Source organism: Aquimarina sp. AU474, from assembly GCF_900312815.1.
Classification (GTDB): domain Bacteria; phylum Bacteroidota; class Bacteroidia; order Flavobacteriales; family Flavobacteriaceae; genus Aquimarina.
This window is the reverse complement of record NZ_OMPE01000007.1, coordinates 415452-430987: the sequence shown is the minus strand read 5'-3', so window position 1 is coordinate 430987 and position 15536 is coordinate 415452. Positions and strand designations below refer to the sequence as shown.

The window sequence follows — 15536 nt, the reverse complement described above, 5'->3', positions numbered from 1 at the left end:
TTACTTCTTTTTTTGTTTGGTTACCAGATTTACAGCATTCCGTAATTCATCCCAAGTACCATTTAATTCTTTTAGAAACAGCTTTCCCGTTTCTGTGAGTCCATAATATTTGCGCGGCGGTCCAGACGTAGATTCTTCCCAACGGTAACTTAATAATCCAGCATTTTTTAATCTAGTAAGTAATGGATATATAGTACCTTCTACCACAAGCATCTTTGCATCTTTAAGGGTTTCTAAAATTTCAGCTACATAAGCATCGTCGTCCTTTAGGATAGAAAGTATGCAATATTCTAGAACACCTTTGCGCATCTGCGCTTTTGTGTTTTCGATCTTCATAAAACTAATTTTTAAATGTTAAACTGTTCATTTTTTGATTGATGATTGATTGATGATAAATGATTGATGATTATTTAAATAAATATTGATCTAAGAATACTATAGCGGTTACAAAAACGCTCCCTAAAAGATAATTGATTAGGTTAAATTTTAGATTGTATCCTTGTTCTTTTGATGTTTTTATGATTAGAAATAGTAATGTAAAACATACCATTAACGGTAGTATCCAATATCCAAGACCTAACCAATAACTAATTCTTGCCTCATCGTTTGGGTTCATAATAGAAACGATCATTGCCATTAATCTAAAAACGAAAGCAAAGAATAGAAATGGATACCAGTATATATTTTTCGTTTTTCTAATTATATAAAAGAAAAAGAATGCTGATATTATTGTAAAAATAGGTCCTCCTGCACTTACAAGTTGATTATGCCATTCAGATTCATATATTCCTTCGGATAAAAAGGCCGAATTAAGAGTCATCTTCATCGAATATCCTAATAACTCTCCCGTGACTAAATGCGCTAATTCATGAAAAAAGAATGAAAGCACAACGGCCAGCGCTGTTATTAAAATATATTTTATGTTGATAGATGACACCATATTATTATTTTATGAATCTTATAGAAAGTGGATATCTATATGTTTCTCCTTTGTTGGCTTTTAAAGCGGCCGTTATTGTAAAAATGATTTCAAGAAAAAAACCAATCAGTGCAATAATACCTATAAAAGATGCACCTATTAGAGTTCTGAATCCTCCCGCGTCCGAAAAATTAAAAGATATATCATGAAAATGAAATAAATCTGAAATTGATGCGTCTCCCAGTACATTGAAAATGAAAAAAGGAAATGAAAACATTGCAAGTACTACTGTATAAAGTAAAATACTTAACTGAAAGTTAATAGCTTCCTTACCATTGTGATCAATAAATTCTGATTTGTCCTTGTTTGTTGTCCATAACAGTATAGGAACGATGTAATTTCCAAATGGGATAAAATATTTGGAAAATGCCCCCAAATGCATGAATGTTGCGATATTTTTATGGTTGTTAGTTGACATTTTGAAAAGTATATAATAGTTTCTTATGCAAATATATGGTTAAAAAAAGGTATTATGCAAAACATAGTACCATAATTTAACATAAATTTAAGATTTTAACACTGTCTCATCCCTATTACTTTTGCCTATATTGTAACAACTAAAAGCTAAAACAATGAAAATTACTCCTAGACAACTTAATTCCTTTTTATTACTAAAGTTACCATCGGCATGGATATGTGGAGTAAGAGTAAAAAGCATCGATAGAAATTCTTGTGTTGTTACAGTAAAACATCGTTGGATGAATCAAAATCCATTTAAATCTATGTTTTGGGCAGTACAAGGTATGGCTGCAGAACTTACTACTGGAGCCCTAGTTACTGGGTATATTAGAAATAGTGGCAAAAACATATCTATGTTAGTGGCTAATAACAATGCTACTTTTACAAAAAAGGCAACTGGAAGAATTACGTTTAAATGTAATGATGGTGAGTTGGTTAAAAAGGCAATTGAAAAAACAATTGAAACAGGTGAGGGACAAACCGTATGGATGAAATCTATTGGAACGAATGCTGAAGGAATAGAAGTGTCTACTTTTAATTTTGAATGGACTCTTAAAGTGAAGAACTAAATAATTTATTTCTTGTAACTATAAAATAATTGTAACATTTTAATACTACAGTTTACTAATTAGTTGTATTTAATTGGTACATATGAAAATAGTTCTGTATATCCTATTAGCCCTGGGAATCTTAATTTTAGGATTCTTTACATGGTTCTTTTTATTCTTTAATAAAATACCGGACCTTAATATTCCTGAAAATGTATCTGAAGAGGAAAAAATTGTTTTGATAGACGATTGGTTAGAAGAATTAAACACTAAAAATAAATTTAACGGAGCCATACTTATAGCCAAAGAGGGAAAAACTCTTTTGGCCAAAGGTTATGGATACACAAATCATTCGAAGAATGAAAAACTGACGGCAAATTCTTCTTTTAGACTCGCGTCAGTTTCTAAACAGTTTACGGCCGTTGGTATTATGCTTTTAGAAGAAAGAGGGCAAATAGAATATGATGATTTGGTATCAAAACATATAGATGATTTCCCGTATAAAGAGGTCACTATTAGAAGTTTATTGAATCAAGTCTCTGGTGTTCCCGATAAATATTTGACACTTGCAGAGAAAAATAAGGAAGTTATAAAAATATTGAGTAACGAGAAAGCGGTTGATCTCATCGTGACTAATACTTCAAAAAAAGAGTTCGAACCTTTTGAAAAGTACCAATATTCTAATACGAATTACATTCTTCTTGCCAGGATTATCGAGATTATATCTGGACAATCATTTGAAGATTTTATGGATAAAGAGGTTTTTAACCCTTTGGGAATGAAAAATACCAGAGTTTGGAATTTATTTTCTACAGAAAAGACATTTGAAAATAAAACCAATGGATTTGAAAACTTTATGGGGCGATTTAAAGAAATGAAACCTACTTTTATTGATGGAGTAGCAGGAGATGGAGGGGTGTTTAGTAGTGTAAATGACTTTTTGGTTTGGGATCAATTCTGGTATGATAATGAATTAATCGATAAAGGAAATCTAAAAAAGGCTTTTGGAACGCCAAAACTAAAAAGTGGTACGTTATCAGATTATGGTTTTGGATGGGTAATAGACAAAGATGTAGTTTGGCATAACGGAGCCTGGTTAGCTGCAAATACTGTAATAATTAGAAATACCAAGAAAAAAACTTGTTTGGTAATATTGGATAATTCATCAAATTTTTTCTTTGATAAAATAACGCAACAAATAGAAAATACTATTCATTAATCAATATAAATTCAAAAAAAAATGACAGCACACGAAATCGATTACGAAATTATTGGTGAAGAAATGCAATATGTGGAGATAGAATTAGATCCTCAAGAAGGTGTTATCGCAGAAGCGGGAAGTTTTATGATGATGGACGATGGGATACAAATGGACACTATTTTTGGTGATGGTTCTAGTAAGGATAAGGGAATCATGGGCAAGATTTTTGGAGCAGGAAAACGATTGCTTACGGGAGAAAGTTTATTTATGACCGCCTTTTATAATCAGGTTGGAGGGAAGAAAAAAGTGAGTTTTGCTTCTCCATACCCTGGTAAAATTATACCTATAGATTTGACTAATTACGGTGGCAAATTCATTTGTCAAAAAGATGCCTTTTTGTGTGCAGCAAAAGGGGTTTCGATAGGTATAGAATTTTCAAGAAAACTAGGAAGAGGCCTTTTTGGAGGAGAAGGATTTATTATGCAAAAGTTAGAAGGGGATGGTATGGCATTTGTTCATGCGGGAGGAACCACGGCTAGAAAAGAATTACAACCAGGTGAAAAACTAAAAGTTGATACAGGATGTATTATAGGTTTTTCTAAAGGAATAAATTATGATATCGAATTTGTAGGAGGTATAAAAAATACAATTTTTGGAGGAGAAGGATTATTTTTTGCAACCCTAACAGGTCCTGGGATTGTGTATATACAATCATTACCATTTAGTAGACTTGCCAATCGAGTATTAGCATTAGCTCCTAGAGGAGGGGGTAAAAGCAAAGGTGAAGGTAGTATTTTAGGAGGTTTAGGAGATCTTTTAGATGGCGATAATAGTTTTTAACAATGTTAAATAAGGGCCAAAAAACTGTTTTTGTCGTTTTATTTACATATATTAGATTATATAAATATTAAAATAGTAGGAATTTTCTTACAGTTATTTATTTTAAACCTAATATTCTAACCCCTATTAATTTATGGCTAGAGCAATGTTTGATTACACTAAAACTGTACTAAAAAAAGTAAGTTTTGATGTTAATCTTTTTACAAAGGAAGTTCTAAAAGCACTAAACAGACTACTTCCGCATGAGATTGAAGAATTAAAAATTTGGATTCAATCTTTAACGGTTAAACAACCAGAATTAGAATCTTGTTTAATTTATTTAAAAACAGAATAAAAAAATAAAAGCGACTTTTTAGTCGCTTTTTATTTTTGATAGAGGACTGATAATTTGTACGTTTTGAAAAGTTATTGCTCCTTTTACTACTCCGGCAATCGTAGATTGTAATGCTTCGATAATATGCATTTTTAATTCACTCTTATTAAAAATCAAACTTACTTCTCTGGCAGGAGAAGGCTCGTTAAAATAATGTAGATTTATTTTTTCACTTTCCTTTATGTCTAAAGTATGTAGATAAGGTAATAAAGTCATACCTAAACCTTCGTTTGCTAGTTTTACCAAAGTTTCAAAACTTCCACTTTCCAGTTGAAAATGATCCTCTTCATAACTCTTACGTGTTTTACATAGATTAATAATTCCATCTCTGAAACAATGCCCGTCTTCTAATAATAACATATCATCAATATCAAGATCGGTAACATTAATTTTTTTCTTTTGATTTAATCTATGGTTAGAAGGGATATAACCAACGAATGGTTCATAATATAACACGCGTTCTTTGATATTCTCATTTTCTAGAGGAGTTGCTGCTATAGCTGCGTCTAAGTGTCCATCAAGAAGCCGTTCTATTAATGCTTGTGTGCTTAATTCTTCAATTTTTAATTTAATCTTGGGATATTTTTTTATAAAATTGTTCAAGAACATTGGTAATAGAGTAGGCATTACCGTAGGAATTACCCCTAGTTTAAATTCGCCGCCAATGAATCCCTTTTGTTGATCCACAATGTCCTGAATGCGCTCACTTTCATTAACAATATTTCTTGCTTGCTGAACCAATTTTTTTCCTACCTCAGTTAGTTCGATAGGTTTTTTACTGCGATCAAAAATTAAAATATCCAATTCATCTTCTAATTTTTGGATTTGCATACTTAATGTAGGCTGAGTAACAAAAGTTTTTTCTGCGGCCTTAGTAAAATTTTTATGTTCGGCTACAGCAAGGACGTATTTTAATTGTGTTATGGTCATGAATTATATTTTGTAGAACAAAAATAATAAAGCTATTGATATTATTTATTAGTAATACGCAAAAAATTTATTTTATCTATTGATTAAAAAAAGAAATAGCGCTTATTTAACGCTATTTCTCTTTGATTGATGAATTATGATAAACGTTTACATTCTGATTTCCAGATTTAAATTTTCTGTACTTACTTCAAATTTAGCTTCGGTCCAAGTTGGAGGGCCATATAAATTCATTTGATTGTTAGAAATACCATAGTTTTCTTTTGGCATTCCATTAGGTTCAAAATCCATTCTGTTATTGCTATTAGCATCATGATAGCATGAAATAGCAAATACTCCTGCAGGTACGTTGGTAAAAGTGATTTTGGCTACACCATTTTCGATGTTGCTTTTTTGACCCTGTATAGGTGCAGCTTTCATAAATGTATTTTCGTCATATAAACCAAAATGTACTTCACCATCAGAGCTTGTTACATTGGGTACTGTTACAGTGATTGTGATTCCTTTAGTTTCTTTTTGAGCTTGAATTGCAAAATTGGAGATAAGTAGAGCTACTAATAAGGCTAACGTTTTCATATGATGTGATTTAATAGTTATTTGATTATTGATAGTTCAAATGTCTATAAAACCATGATTATTATATAAAGTAAAATGCCGAATTGTAGATATACGATGCTGAACCGTTATTTTATAATCCTTATAATCTACTTTTATATAAAATGAGCATTCAAAAATAATATTTGAATGCCCATTTCAAGTATGTATTACTTTGTTATTAATTATGAGTGTTATGCAATTTCTTCCAATTTGTATTAGCTACTGATACTAATTTATTGTGATTTTTTTCTGCTAACCATAATTGTTGTGCATCTAATTCTAGATTATATAGGTACAAGAAATATTTTCCGTCTTTTACTATAAATTTGTTCGGATCAGGTCTAAATTTTGCACCGGCATATACCCCAAAGGCACAAAAACCACCATATTGAGGAGTATATTTTGCAGGATTTTTGTCGAACGTAGTTTTTTGTTCTGCAGATGTAAAGTAATAAACCACCTTTTTATATTCTGATTTAAATTGTTTTACTCCTTTTTGCGCTATTCCCATATCTAAATATGATACTGGACTATATCCCTGTAAAGCAATATTACTATTGTCGATATTATTAGCCATTTTATCTTGTGCTATTATTGATGTACTTAATAACAATGTACATGCTACGATTATTGATTTTAATGTATTCATTTTTTTATTTTTTTAAATTAAACTTGTTGTACTATTGTGCGTTAAAATATTCTTCACGAATAACTTTTCCTTCATCATTCCAGATTCTTCTTATGATTTCGTGCCAATAAATTTTACTGCCATCTTTCATGTTAAAATCAAAAGTAAATTCTGATGCGGATACATCTCCATCAACAATAGAGTGGTGATGTGTTATTCCGTTTACTTGAGCAATTGATCCAGCAAAAGTTTCCATTTTTGCTACCATTTCTGATTTGTTATTAGTGCTCGTACTTCCGTAATCTGAAGTAACTGCATTTTCTGCAAAAAACTGTTTTACAGCGTCTACAATAGCTCCTTGGCTTACTATTGCATCCATACTTAATACTTGTTCTTTAATATTCATCTTTTATGTTTTTGGTGAATTAATAATTACACCACAAAGATGCAGCTGCAATGAAGAAAAAAGCCTACCAAAAAGGAGCTAAGAATTGTACTTTTTATTTTTAAATTCTGAAGGCGGTTCACCAACATAGTGCTTAAAAAAACGAGAGAAATGATTAGGTTCTTCAAAATTTAACTTTTGAGAAATGGCATTGATACTCTCTCCTTCAAGAAGCATTGTTTTGGCAGAATTTATAAGCTCGAATCTGATAAGTTGCCCTAGAGAAGTATTCATTTTTTGCCTTACTTTTTTGGAAAGTGTTTTTACCGAAAGATGCATTTTTTGAGCATAAAATTCTAAAGATCTTTCATCCTCATGATGCATTTTTAAAAGATCTATAATATTTTGAGTAAATAGATCTTTATTTTGGTAATCAAAATTGGCTCGAAACTCCAGAGGAGTTTGCCCTGTGTTATTTTTAAATACCCGATTAAAATAGGCGGTATCTTTAAAACCTAATTCATAAGAGATTTCTTGAATATTTTTATCGGTAAAAGCGATTTCTTTTTGACTTTCGGTAAGGCGTTTTTTGCCTAGAAGATTTTTGACCGAAAGGCCGACTTTATTTTTGATTAATGCTTGCGCATCATATCCTTTGGCATTAATGAAAGATACTAATTCTGTATTTGTAAGATGGTTCGAAAACTCATTGTCGATAACATCTTTAATATCAAATATGATTTGATATTCGTCTTTATTGGCATGAAAGGGATTCTGCCAAAACCATTGTTTTGAAGATATATCAAGGATATCACTGGATCGATCAGAGAAGATAGTGTTTGTTAAATATTGTTGACAATCACTACACTCCATAAGGTTAATGTATCCTAGAGATATTAAATGTTTAAACAGTACTCTAATTTCAGTATTTTGAAATTTCTCATGGTCGGGGAACTCAATTTTTCTAACAACGAAATCTTCGGATAGAAATTTTATGTACTGTCCTTTTTCTAAATAAATAGCCTTGTCTTCCCAATCATAGTAATTTTTGAAATCCACTTCGATACTACCTGTGCCCGATAATACATGTACAAGAGTGTATGTATTCATGAAATACACCTTATTGATTTCGGGAAACAGTTTTTCTACCATGAGGATATTACTATGTACTAGTTTCTTATTCTGTTTTAATATTAAAAAGATTCTTTAACTTTTATCTTGAATCTTAATTATTTGCCCTTCTTTAAACTCGAAAATTGATTGACCTTTTAATTGCAAAAGATCACCGGCCGCCATACCATTTGGTAAGTCGATAGCCAAAATAGCATCATAAGCTACGTTAATTGTTATTACATTATCTTGAAACTCCCAACGTGTAATTATTTGTTTTCTTTCTTTAAAATACTCTTTGGCAGATTCAGCCTGTTTTCTAAATTGTTCTATTCCTTGAAGTATAAGGTCAACTTGTCCGTTTGTTATATTCTCAAATTCCACATCATTATGTATATCCTTAGTCATACCCACGATATCAAATTTGTTATAGGCATTAACGTAATTTTGTACAATTTTCTTCATATCATTTTTCATATGCTCAGATGTATTATGTTAACTGATAGCTAAAAAATTGATTTAGACTATTTTGTTTCAAATTTAATGTTTTGAAGTTATTGTATTGCATTTAATTATACGAAACTGAGACTATCAAAAATACTTGAAAAAATTATAAAAGTCCTCTGGCTTTAATTTCGAGGTATTTATTAATTGTATTTATGGTAAGGTCTTCGGGCGCTGTAAGAATACAATGTATCCCGTGTTTATTTAGTTCGTTTACAATCATTTTTTTCTCATAAACGAATTTTTCAGCTATTGTTTTTTCAAAAATTTGTTTGGTAGAAACAGCTGGTTTATCTAATAACGACTCTAATTCTGTGTTCTCAAAGAAAATTACCACTAATAGATGTGTTTTGGCAATGGCTTGTAAATAGGGTAATTGTCTATGTAAACCATCTAGTGTTTCAAAATTGGTATAAAGCAGTAGTAAACTCCTATGGGTTATATTTCTTTTTATATCCACATATAATCTGGCAAAATCAGATTCAGAAAAGTCAGTATCAACATTATACAATGTTTCTAAAATCAAATTCATTTGACTTTTTCTACGTTGGGCAGCAACCATATTTTCTACTTTTCGCGAAAAAGTAAACATACCTGCTTTGTCTTGTTTTTTGATCGCAATATTAGAAATTACTAATGTTGCATTAATTGCGTAATCTAATAGACTTAATTCATTAAAAGGCATTTTCATTACCCTACCTGTATCAACGACCGAGTATATAGGTTGTGATTTTTCATCTTGATATTGATTGACCATCAAGTGATTTCTTTTGGCTGTAGCTTTCCAGTTAATATTTCTTATATCATCACCAGATACATAGTCCTTGATCTGTTCAAATTCTAATGTATTACCAATTCTTCTTATTTTTTTTAACCCGTAAAGTTTTAGTCTATTAGTGAAAGCAATAAAATCATATTTCTTTAACTGTAAAAAAGAAGGATAACTTGGCACCATAGCGGCTGTAGAAAATTGTTGTTTTCTTTCTATCAAACCTATAGGAGATGATGTGAAAATATTTAGATTACCAAAATGATATTCGCCACGTAATGTTGGACGTAAATTATAAGTGAATGTTTTCTGCTCTGAAGGTTTTAATTTAGAATTAATAGCAAAATTTCGATGTTGAAATTGTATAGGTATTTCATCAATAATTCTAATAGTATTTGTAAATCGATATCTATTAGTTACCAGGATTTCGATTACATTTTCATCTCCATTCGATAATTTTTCGGGTAAAGAACGATATCCCTGGATTCCTAATTTATTTCGATACAATAGCAGTATATCAAATATAAGAGCGACAAGAAGAATCGTTAGCAACAGTTTTGAGACACTTAATAAGTTTTCAAAGAAATAAGATACTACAAACAGTACTGCAATCGAAAAGAAGGCAGTAAAAAATAATTTCTTTAGGTATAAACTTTTTAAAAAGGTCTTCACTAGCGTGGAATTTCAATAGTTTCGATAATCTGCGTAACGGCTTTCTCCGCTGTAAACCCTTCCATTTCTCTTTCAGGAGTTAATATGATACGATGTCTCAATACCGATGAAGCGACTTTTTTAATATCATCGGGAGTAACAAAATCTCTCCCGTTAATGGCCGCCATAGCTTTAGAAGCGTTCATGATTGCGATTGATGCTCTTGGTGATGCTCCTAAATATAAATTCCCATTATTACGAGTATTATTCACAATAGAGGCGATATATTTTAATAGGTTATTTTCGATAATGATTCCCTTAATAATATCTTGATATTCATAAATTTGTTTAGCATCTAAAACCGGTTGAATAATATCTGTTGGAATTGCATTTTTTCTTTGATGATGCCCCTCCAAAATTGTAACTTCTTCTTCAATAGATGGGTATCCTACATTAATTTTGAATAGAAATCGATCTAATTGAGCTTCAGGTAAAGCATATGTCCCTTCTTGTTCGATAGGGTTTTGAGTGGCGAAAACTAAAAATGGTAGTTCCATTTTGTTTTCAATGCCGTCAATAGTGATCTGGCGTTCTGCCATCACCTCAAACAAAGCTGCTTGGGTTTTTGCAGGTGCACGATTGATTTCATCAATTAGAATAATGTTAGAAAATATTGGGCCTTTTTTAAATTCAAATTCTGAGGTCTTTACATTAAATATAGAAGTTCCCAAAATATCACTAGGCATAAGGTCAGGAGTAAATTGTATTCTACTAAAATCTACATTCATTGTCTTAGCAAGTAATTTTGCTGTAACCGTTTTGGCTACTCCTGGGACTCCTTCTATTAGTGAGTGCCCATTGGCCAATATAGAGATGATTAATAATTCTATCATGTCTTGTTGCCCAATAATGACTTTGCCAAGTTCATTTTTTATAGTTTGAACCGCTTCCTGTAAGTTTTTTAGATCTATTCTATTGTTAAATTCTAACGAGTTTTCATTAGTTTCTTCCATAATCTATAGTGTAAATTCTTCTATTTTTTTATTTAATTCTACCAGATCTTCTTCAGTATGAAATGCTTTACTTTTTAAAGCATTAATATAATCAACAAACTTGGTGGTTTCATCAATTGAGTGATTTGTTTTAATAGCCAGTTTATCGATAAATTTTTTGTCCAGATTATTGGTACTTATGTAATATGTACTTCTTATTTTTTCTAGTAAGTACGTGATTTTTTTGGATATAATATCACTATAATCTTTATGTTGAAAATATAAATCACCAATAGTTTTGGTGAATTCTATTGAAGTGTTTTCTAAAGGTTTAACAATAGGAATAATTCTTTGTTCTCTTTTTCCTGTAAATATTACAAAAACTAAAATACCAATTAGGAGCAAATAATATGCCCATCGTAAAGGAACTTGATTTAAGACAAAACGCATCGGGGAATCAATTATTTTTCTACCATCTTTTAAATAATCATCCCAATATATGGTTTCAGAAACATTTAAAAACGACAAGCATGTTGAGGCGTATTTTTGATTTCCGTTAAGCATATAGTAATTAGAAAAAGCTTGAGGCAGTGTATTTAGATATAAATTACCTTTTCCTTCTATTACTTTAATAAAATTAACTTCAGCTAGATTATCTTCACTTTGATCATTTTTGTAGTATCCTAACGCTGTGGTTTTTATTGTGTCGAAATTTTTAAAAACGGTCTTATATATTTTCTTTTTGAATTTGGATAAAGAATCTTCCTTAATAAATGACGAAAAGAATGTAGGTGTAATTTCTTCTTCGACTATTTGATAATCTACTTCTGTTTCTATATGCAAAGAATCAGAGATGATCCTACCAAAATTTTGAGCGGCCATAAAGACAGAATTACCATTTCTTACAAAGGCTATTAACTTTTCATAAGAACGTTTATCTAGACCAATGTTAGAATTGATAAAAATGTAGGACGAATTGGTTTGTAATTCTGAATCACTTAAGAAATCATATGGATTTTGAGTAATTAAATGAATATTGTTTTCATCTTTTATCTCCTTTAATTCTTCAAAAAGAACATAACTTCCAAAAGGGATCTTATCTGTAGAAGTATAACTGTCGTTCCAATTAATCGGTTTAGGTCGTACTAATTCAGTCACAATAATGGCTAAAAGAGCAATTCCAAAAAGGATCAATATGTTTCTCGATCTTTTATCCAATGGAGTTCATTTTTGTATGTAGTTGATCAAATGATTTTTTTGCACTTTGATAACCAGATTCATCTAATTCAAATTTTCCGTACCATATATAATCATACAAATACGAAACTCTACTAAAATTTTGTTTTAGCGTTACATCCGCAATTTCTCTATAATAATCTGTATTTGTTTTCTCAAAATGATAATCAATCACTTTTTTAATAGATAGATCCTGTAGTGTTTTTAAATACATATAGCGTATTGCTAATCTATAATTATTCTCTTTTAGAGCGTTTTTTATAAGCTCATCTAAGTTTATTTTTTCAATATGTTCTTCGGTAATATTAATAGGAGCAACAATAGTATTCTTTTTTCCAAAAAATGACACAGCTTCTTTTCCGGCCAAAACACGTATGATGAGATAAATTGCAAAACCAATAAGTAATATATAAATCAAGTTTTCTACCAGTTTGGTTAATTCTGGACTTACCTCTACACCAAATATACTTTGTAACCCCTCAAAAAACCAATCAAGAATTCGAACTAAGAAATTTTGTGTTTCTCCTTCGGCAGTGTCATAGTCGAATTCTTCTCCTGTATATTTTTTGGACAAATCTTCAGAAAAATCAACAATAGATATCTTACTGCTATCTATGGCAACCTCTAATGAATCCTTTTGTGACCAGCAAGGCGTACTTAAAAGAAGTAATAAAGAACTAAATGTTATGTATATGATTTTGTTACTCACCAATACCAATTTGATCAATCTTTTCTCGAGTATTAATATTATATTTTTGTTCATGTAATGAGAAGTATAAAATCCCATTAATGAACTGCGATAATGATTGCGAATAAGCCATTACGATCAAGAAAACCGATAAGGCAATCGTATATATGATTTTAGCCACTGCGGATTCGGCAATTACGGTACCGTTTTCTACAACATGATATGAATAAAGCCCGACCAAGACTCCTGGAATCATTAACAAAAGTAAAAGTAAAATACCCACCAATAAACCAAGAACAAAGTTCACTCCAACGCATTTCCAAAAATTAGTTTTCACCAAATCCCAACCTTCTCCTAAAGCATCCGTAGGGCTTTTGTTTTCATATAACATGACCATGAACGAAACACCTAACCATGAGGTTACCCAAAATTGAATAACATACTGGACCAAGGTGCCTAATAATGGTATAATCGCTAAGATTACAGATACTATCATGAATACAATATAAATGAGAACTAGCAGGATAATAAAAACAATAATATTTCCAAAGTTACTGGTAACCATATTCCAGACTTCTTTTTTGTTTTCTACTACTTTTTTATCTTGATCATACTTAATAATATAAGAAGATGCTAAGCTATAATTAAGGGTTGCAGTACCAATAAAAACAAAGAAAAATAGTATGGCACCGATCCCAATTAAAAAACTAGAATCAATATCAGGAGTACCTTCAAACCCTGTTTCTGAACTGAAAGCCCCAATAAACCCTGTTACCATAAGGTAACTACAGCCTAATAAAAGGAGTATAAAAATACCATTATAACTAATAAATATATTGGTAAAGCTTTTAAGATTTTGCTTAAAAAAGTCAAAATAGGTAGAAATGATCTCACCTAGATCTCTGATTTGTTTAAGCTCTATGTATTTGTCGCTCATAGGCTTTGTTTAAAATTATAGGGTAGATTATATAATAAAATAGAATTAAGGCTAATGAACCAAAAATAATTGACATTGCCAGCCATGTAGGCATATTAGAGTATCTTGTAATGAATCCTTCTATGAAACCAGCAATAATGAAAAAAGGTATAGTACTAACCACTATCTTTAAACCGTCTTTTGCACCTTTCATAAAAGAAACTCTTCTAGAATACGTTTTTGGAAATAAAATACTATTTCCCATCACCAATCCAGCGCAACCTGCAATAACAATTACCGAGATTTCTATAGTACCATGAAGCCATACTGATTTTGATGCTTCGAATAACATACCTTTTGTATAAAAAAATGTCATAAAAGCGCCAAGCATAATACCATTGCTAAATATTATATAGCCTGTACCTACAGAAGTAATCACCCCAAAAGCATAAGCTAAAAAAGCTACTCTAATATTATTGATGGTTATACCCAAAAAAGAGCCCACCATGCTACCACTCTTATAAATTCCTGTAGGATCTCCTTTCTCAATATTATTAAGTGTTTCGTTTACATAAGCATCACCTAAAATGAGCCTAAGAAATGAAGCGTCATTTAATGCGGATATAATACCGATGCAACAAGCTGTACCAAATATTAAAAAAGTATATAATAAGGTTTTTTGGTGTTTATAAAAGAATAAAGGGAATTCTGTTTTCCAGAAACTAATGATTCTATTCTTATTTTCTTTTTTATTGATATAGATTTTTTGATGCGCCTGAGAGGCTAAAGAATTAAGGTATAATAATGTCTTACTATCGGGATAGTATGTTTGCGCATAAGACAAATCATTAGTCAAATGGATATAGTAATCGGCTAGTTTATCTGGGCTTATATTTAAATTTTCACTAATAGCCTTTTCAAAAGCGATCCATTTTTCTTTATTTTGCTTCACAAAAGCTGCTTCCCGCATCTAAACAATTTTTGGTTAAAGATAATGACTTACTTGTAAATGGCAAATTTAGCAATCAACACAACACAAAACGTTAACCTAGACTATAAAACGGTTAGTATAGGAGAAAGAATGTTAGCAGCGCTAATAGATTTTGCTATTTTCTGGTTATACTTATTTATAGTGAACTTTATTACATCACTTGTTGGTATTGCTTTTAAAGACAACTGGACGGTTTTTGGAATACAATCTTTGTTGCTATTGCCTGTTATGTTTTATTCTTTGGTAATGCACATTATTTTTAATGGTAGAACCGTTGGTAAAATGATTTTAAAAATACGAGTTGTGCGTATTGATGGGTTGCCAGCACATTGGAGTAATTATTTAGTGAGGTGGATGTTGCGATTAGTGGATATCTGGATTTTTCTTGCTTCGGTCGGCATTTTGACTATTTTGTTTTCAGAAAAACGACAGCGATTGGGTGACGCTGCAGCAGGTACGGTAGTTATTTCGAACAAACAAAAGGTGAAAATCTCACACACAATTTTAGAAGACCTTACAGAAGATTACCAGCCAAAATTTACGAATGTTACTAAACTTTCTGATAAGGATGTTCGATTAATAAAAGAAACGTATTTAATTGCAAAAAAATCTAATGATTTTAAAACATTAACTGCACTTAGAGATAAGATAGAGCAGGTTCTAGAAGTGAAATCAGACCTTTATGATCGTCAATTTATTGATACTATCCTAAAAGATTACAACTACTACACTCAACAATAGT

20 protein-coding genes are annotated in these 15536 nt (G+C 30.9%); 5 read left to right on the top strand and 15 right to left on the bottom strand.

Going from position 1 to position 15536, the window contains the following annotated elements; all coding sequences use genetic code 11:
• The 3 genes from DK508_RS08645 to DK508_RS08635 all read right to left on the bottom strand — a co-directional run bounded on the left by DK508_RS08645 (window position 1) and on the right by DK508_RS08635 (window position 1397).
• Complete coding sequence (locus DK508_RS08645) at window positions 1-336, bottom strand: PadR family transcriptional regulator (protein WP_109300345.1); 336 nt, start codon at window positions 334-336, stop codon at window positions 1-3.
• Between the two features lie 70 nt (window positions 337-406).
• The gene (locus DK508_RS08640; protein ID WP_160114619.1) at window positions 407-940 is read right to left on the bottom strand and encodes a hypothetical protein; all 534 of its coding nucleotides are present in this window, start codon (window positions 938-940) and stop codon (window positions 407-409) included.
• A gap of 4 nt (window positions 941-944) precedes the next feature.
• Window positions 945-1397, bottom strand: coding sequence for a DUF4870 domain-containing protein (locus tag DK508_RS08635; protein ID WP_109300343.1), 453 nt, complete (start codon window positions 1395-1397; stop codon window positions 945-947).
• A gap of 154 nt (window positions 1398-1551) precedes the next feature.
• Here DK508_RS08635 and DK508_RS08630 point away from each other — a divergent pair, with 154 nt between their 5' ends.
• From DK508_RS08630 to DK508_RS08615, 4 genes are all read left to right on the top strand, one after another.
• Window positions 1552-2007, top strand: a complete 456-nt coding sequence (locus DK508_RS08630) for a DUF4442 domain-containing protein (RefSeq protein WP_109300342.1) — start codon at window positions 1552-1554, stop codon at window positions 2005-2007.
• An 82-nt stretch (window positions 2008-2089) separates the two neighbouring features.
• Window positions 2090-3205: a serine hydrolase gene (locus DK508_RS08625; protein ID WP_109300341.1), complete on the top strand. Its 1116-nt coding sequence runs from the start codon at window positions 2090-2092 to the stop codon at window positions 3203-3205.
• Between the two features lie 21 nt (window positions 3206-3226).
• A complete protein-coding gene (locus tag DK508_RS08620) occupies window positions 3227-4027 on the top strand; it encodes a TIGR00266 family protein (RefSeq protein WP_109300340.1) in 801 nt (266 codons plus the stop codon).
• 133 nt (window positions 4028-4160) lie between these two features.
• Window positions 4161-4361, top strand: coding sequence for a hypothetical protein (locus tag DK508_RS08615; RefSeq protein WP_109300339.1), 201 nt, complete (start codon window positions 4161-4163; stop codon window positions 4359-4361).
• 18 nt (window positions 4362-4379) lie between these two features.
• Here the strand turns inward: DK508_RS08615 and DK508_RS08610 are convergent, their stop codons facing one another.
• From DK508_RS08610 to DK508_RS08555, 12 genes are all read right to left on the bottom strand, one after another.
• A complete protein-coding gene (locus DK508_RS08610) occupies window positions 4380-5330 on the bottom strand; it encodes a LysR substrate-binding domain-containing protein (RefSeq protein WP_109300338.1) in 951 nt (316 codons plus the stop codon).
• A 147-nt stretch (window positions 5331-5477) separates the two neighbouring features.
• The gene (locus tag DK508_RS08605) at window positions 5478-5903 is read right to left on the bottom strand and encodes a DUF2141 domain-containing protein (protein WP_109300337.1); all 426 of its coding nucleotides are present in this window, start codon (window positions 5901-5903) and stop codon (window positions 5478-5480) included.
• A 199-nt stretch (window positions 5904-6102) separates the two neighbouring features.
• Window positions 6103-6573 (bottom strand): YHS domain-containing (seleno)protein, encoded by a 471-nt coding sequence (locus DK508_RS08600; RefSeq protein ID WP_109300336.1) that lies wholly within the window; start codon window positions 6571-6573, stop codon window positions 6103-6105.
• Window positions 6574-6604: 31 nt separating this feature from the next.
• Window positions 6605-6958, bottom strand: a complete 354-nt coding sequence (locus DK508_RS08595; RefSeq protein ID WP_109300335.1) for a hypothetical protein — start codon at window positions 6956-6958, stop codon at window positions 6605-6607.
• A 78-nt stretch (window positions 6959-7036) separates the two neighbouring features.
• Complete coding sequence (locus tag DK508_RS08590) at window positions 7037-8089, bottom strand: AraC family transcriptional regulator (protein WP_200831853.1); 1053 nt, start codon at window positions 8087-8089, stop codon at window positions 7037-7039.
• Window positions 8090-8143: 54 nt separating this feature from the next.
• Window positions 8144-8512 carry a nuclear transport factor 2 family protein gene (locus tag DK508_RS08585; protein WP_160114618.1) on the bottom strand — a complete coding sequence of 123 codons (369 nt, stop codon included), beginning with the start codon at window positions 8510-8512 and terminating at the stop codon, window positions 8144-8146.
• A 145-nt stretch (window positions 8513-8657) separates the two neighbouring features.
• On the bottom strand, window positions 8658-9992 hold the full coding sequence (locus DK508_RS08580) for a DUF58 domain-containing protein (RefSeq protein WP_109300332.1): 1335 nt from the start codon (window positions 9990-9992) through the stop codon (window positions 8658-8660).
• Entirely contained in the window at window positions 9992-10984 is a 993-nt protein-coding gene (locus tag DK508_RS08575; protein ID WP_109300331.1) for a MoxR family ATPase, read from the bottom strand. Before DK508_RS08575 ends, DK508_RS08580 begins: the two co-directional genes overlap by 1 nt.
• 3 nt (window positions 10985-10987) lie before the next feature.
• Window positions 10988-12181, bottom strand: a complete 1194-nt coding sequence (locus tag DK508_RS08570) for a DUF4350 domain-containing protein (protein WP_109300330.1) — start codon at window positions 12179-12181, stop codon at window positions 10988-10990.
• Window positions 12174-12908, bottom strand: coding sequence for a DUF4129 domain-containing protein (locus DK508_RS08565; RefSeq protein WP_160114617.1), 735 nt, complete (start codon window positions 12906-12908; stop codon window positions 12174-12176). The genes DK508_RS08570 and DK508_RS08565 overlap by 8 nt, the downstream gene beginning before the upstream one ends.
• Window positions 12901-13824, bottom strand: a complete 924-nt coding sequence (locus DK508_RS08560; protein ID WP_109300328.1) for a hypothetical protein — start codon at window positions 13822-13824, stop codon at window positions 12901-12903. Before DK508_RS08560 ends, DK508_RS08565 begins: the two co-directional genes overlap by 8 nt.
• Window positions 13799-14773 carry a stage II sporulation protein M gene (locus DK508_RS08555; protein WP_109300327.1) on the bottom strand — a complete coding sequence of 325 codons (975 nt, stop codon included), beginning with the start codon at window positions 14771-14773 and terminating at the stop codon, window positions 13799-13801. The genes DK508_RS08560 and DK508_RS08555 overlap by 26 nt, the downstream gene beginning before the upstream one ends.
• A 39-nt stretch (window positions 14774-14812) precedes the next feature.
• On the opposite strand from DK508_RS08555, the gene DK508_RS08550 reads away from it, so the two are divergent.
• A complete protein-coding gene (locus tag DK508_RS08550) occupies window positions 14813-15535 on the top strand; it encodes an RDD family protein (RefSeq protein WP_109300326.1) in 723 nt (240 codons plus the stop codon).
• Window position 15536 lies beyond the last annotated feature (1 nt).

Coding starts and splice junctions, on each gene's coding strand:
- DK508_RS08645 (WP_109300345.1), bottom strand. CDS start 336: ATGAAGATCGAAAACACAAAAGCGCAGATGCGCAAAGGTGTTCTAGAA.
- DK508_RS08615 (WP_109300339.1), top strand. CDS start 4,161: ATGGCTAGAGCAATGTTTGATTACACTAAAACTGTACTAAAAAAAGTA.
- DK508_RS08590 (WP_200831853.1), bottom strand. CDS start 8,089: ATGGTAGAAAAACTGTTTCCCGAAATCAATAAGGTGTATTTCATGAAT.
- DK508_RS08635 (WP_109300343.1), bottom strand. CDS start 1,397: ATGTCAACTAACAACCATAAAAATATCGCAACATTCATGCATTTGGGG.
- DK508_RS08640 (WP_160114619.1), bottom strand. CDS start 940: ATGGTGTCATCTATCAACATAAAATATATTTTAATAACAGCGCTGGCC.
- DK508_RS08605 (WP_109300337.1), bottom strand. CDS start 5,903: ATGAAAACGTTAGCCTTATTAGTAGCTCTACTTATCTCCAATTTTGCA.
- DK508_RS08555 (WP_109300327.1), bottom strand. CDS start 14,773: ATGCGGGAAGCAGCTTTTGTGAAGCAAAATAAAGAAAAATGGATCGCT.
- DK508_RS08550 (WP_109300326.1), top strand. CDS start 14,813: ATGGCAAATTTAGCAATCAACACAACACAAAACGTTAACCTAGACTAT.
- DK508_RS08620 (WP_109300340.1), top strand. CDS start 3,227: ATGACAGCACACGAAATCGATTACGAAATTATTGGTGAAGAAATGCAA.
- DK508_RS08585 (WP_160114618.1), bottom strand. CDS start 8,512: ATGAAGAAAATTGTACAAAATTACGTTAATGCCTATAACAAATTTGAT.
- DK508_RS08610 (WP_109300338.1), bottom strand. CDS start 5,330: ATGACCATAACACAATTAAAATACGTCCTTGCTGTAGCCGAACATAAA.
- DK508_RS08595 (WP_109300335.1), bottom strand. CDS start 6,958: ATGAATATTAAAGAACAAGTATTAAGTATGGATGCAATAGTAAGCCAA.
- DK508_RS08560 (WP_109300328.1), bottom strand. CDS start 13,824: ATGAGCGACAAATACATAGAGCTTAAACAAATCAGAGATCTAGGTGAG.
- DK508_RS08575 (WP_109300331.1), bottom strand. CDS start 10,984: ATGGAAGAAACTAATGAAAACTCGTTAGAATTTAACAATAGAATAGAT.
- DK508_RS08630 (WP_109300342.1), top strand. CDS start 1,552: ATGAAAATTACTCCTAGACAACTTAATTCCTTTTTATTACTAAAGTTA.
- DK508_RS08625 (WP_109300341.1), top strand. CDS start 2,090: ATGAAAATAGTTCTGTATATCCTATTAGCCCTGGGAATCTTAATTTTA.
- DK508_RS08600 (WP_109300336.1), bottom strand. CDS start 6,573: ATGAATACATTAAAATCAATAATCGTAGCATGTACATTGTTATTAAGT.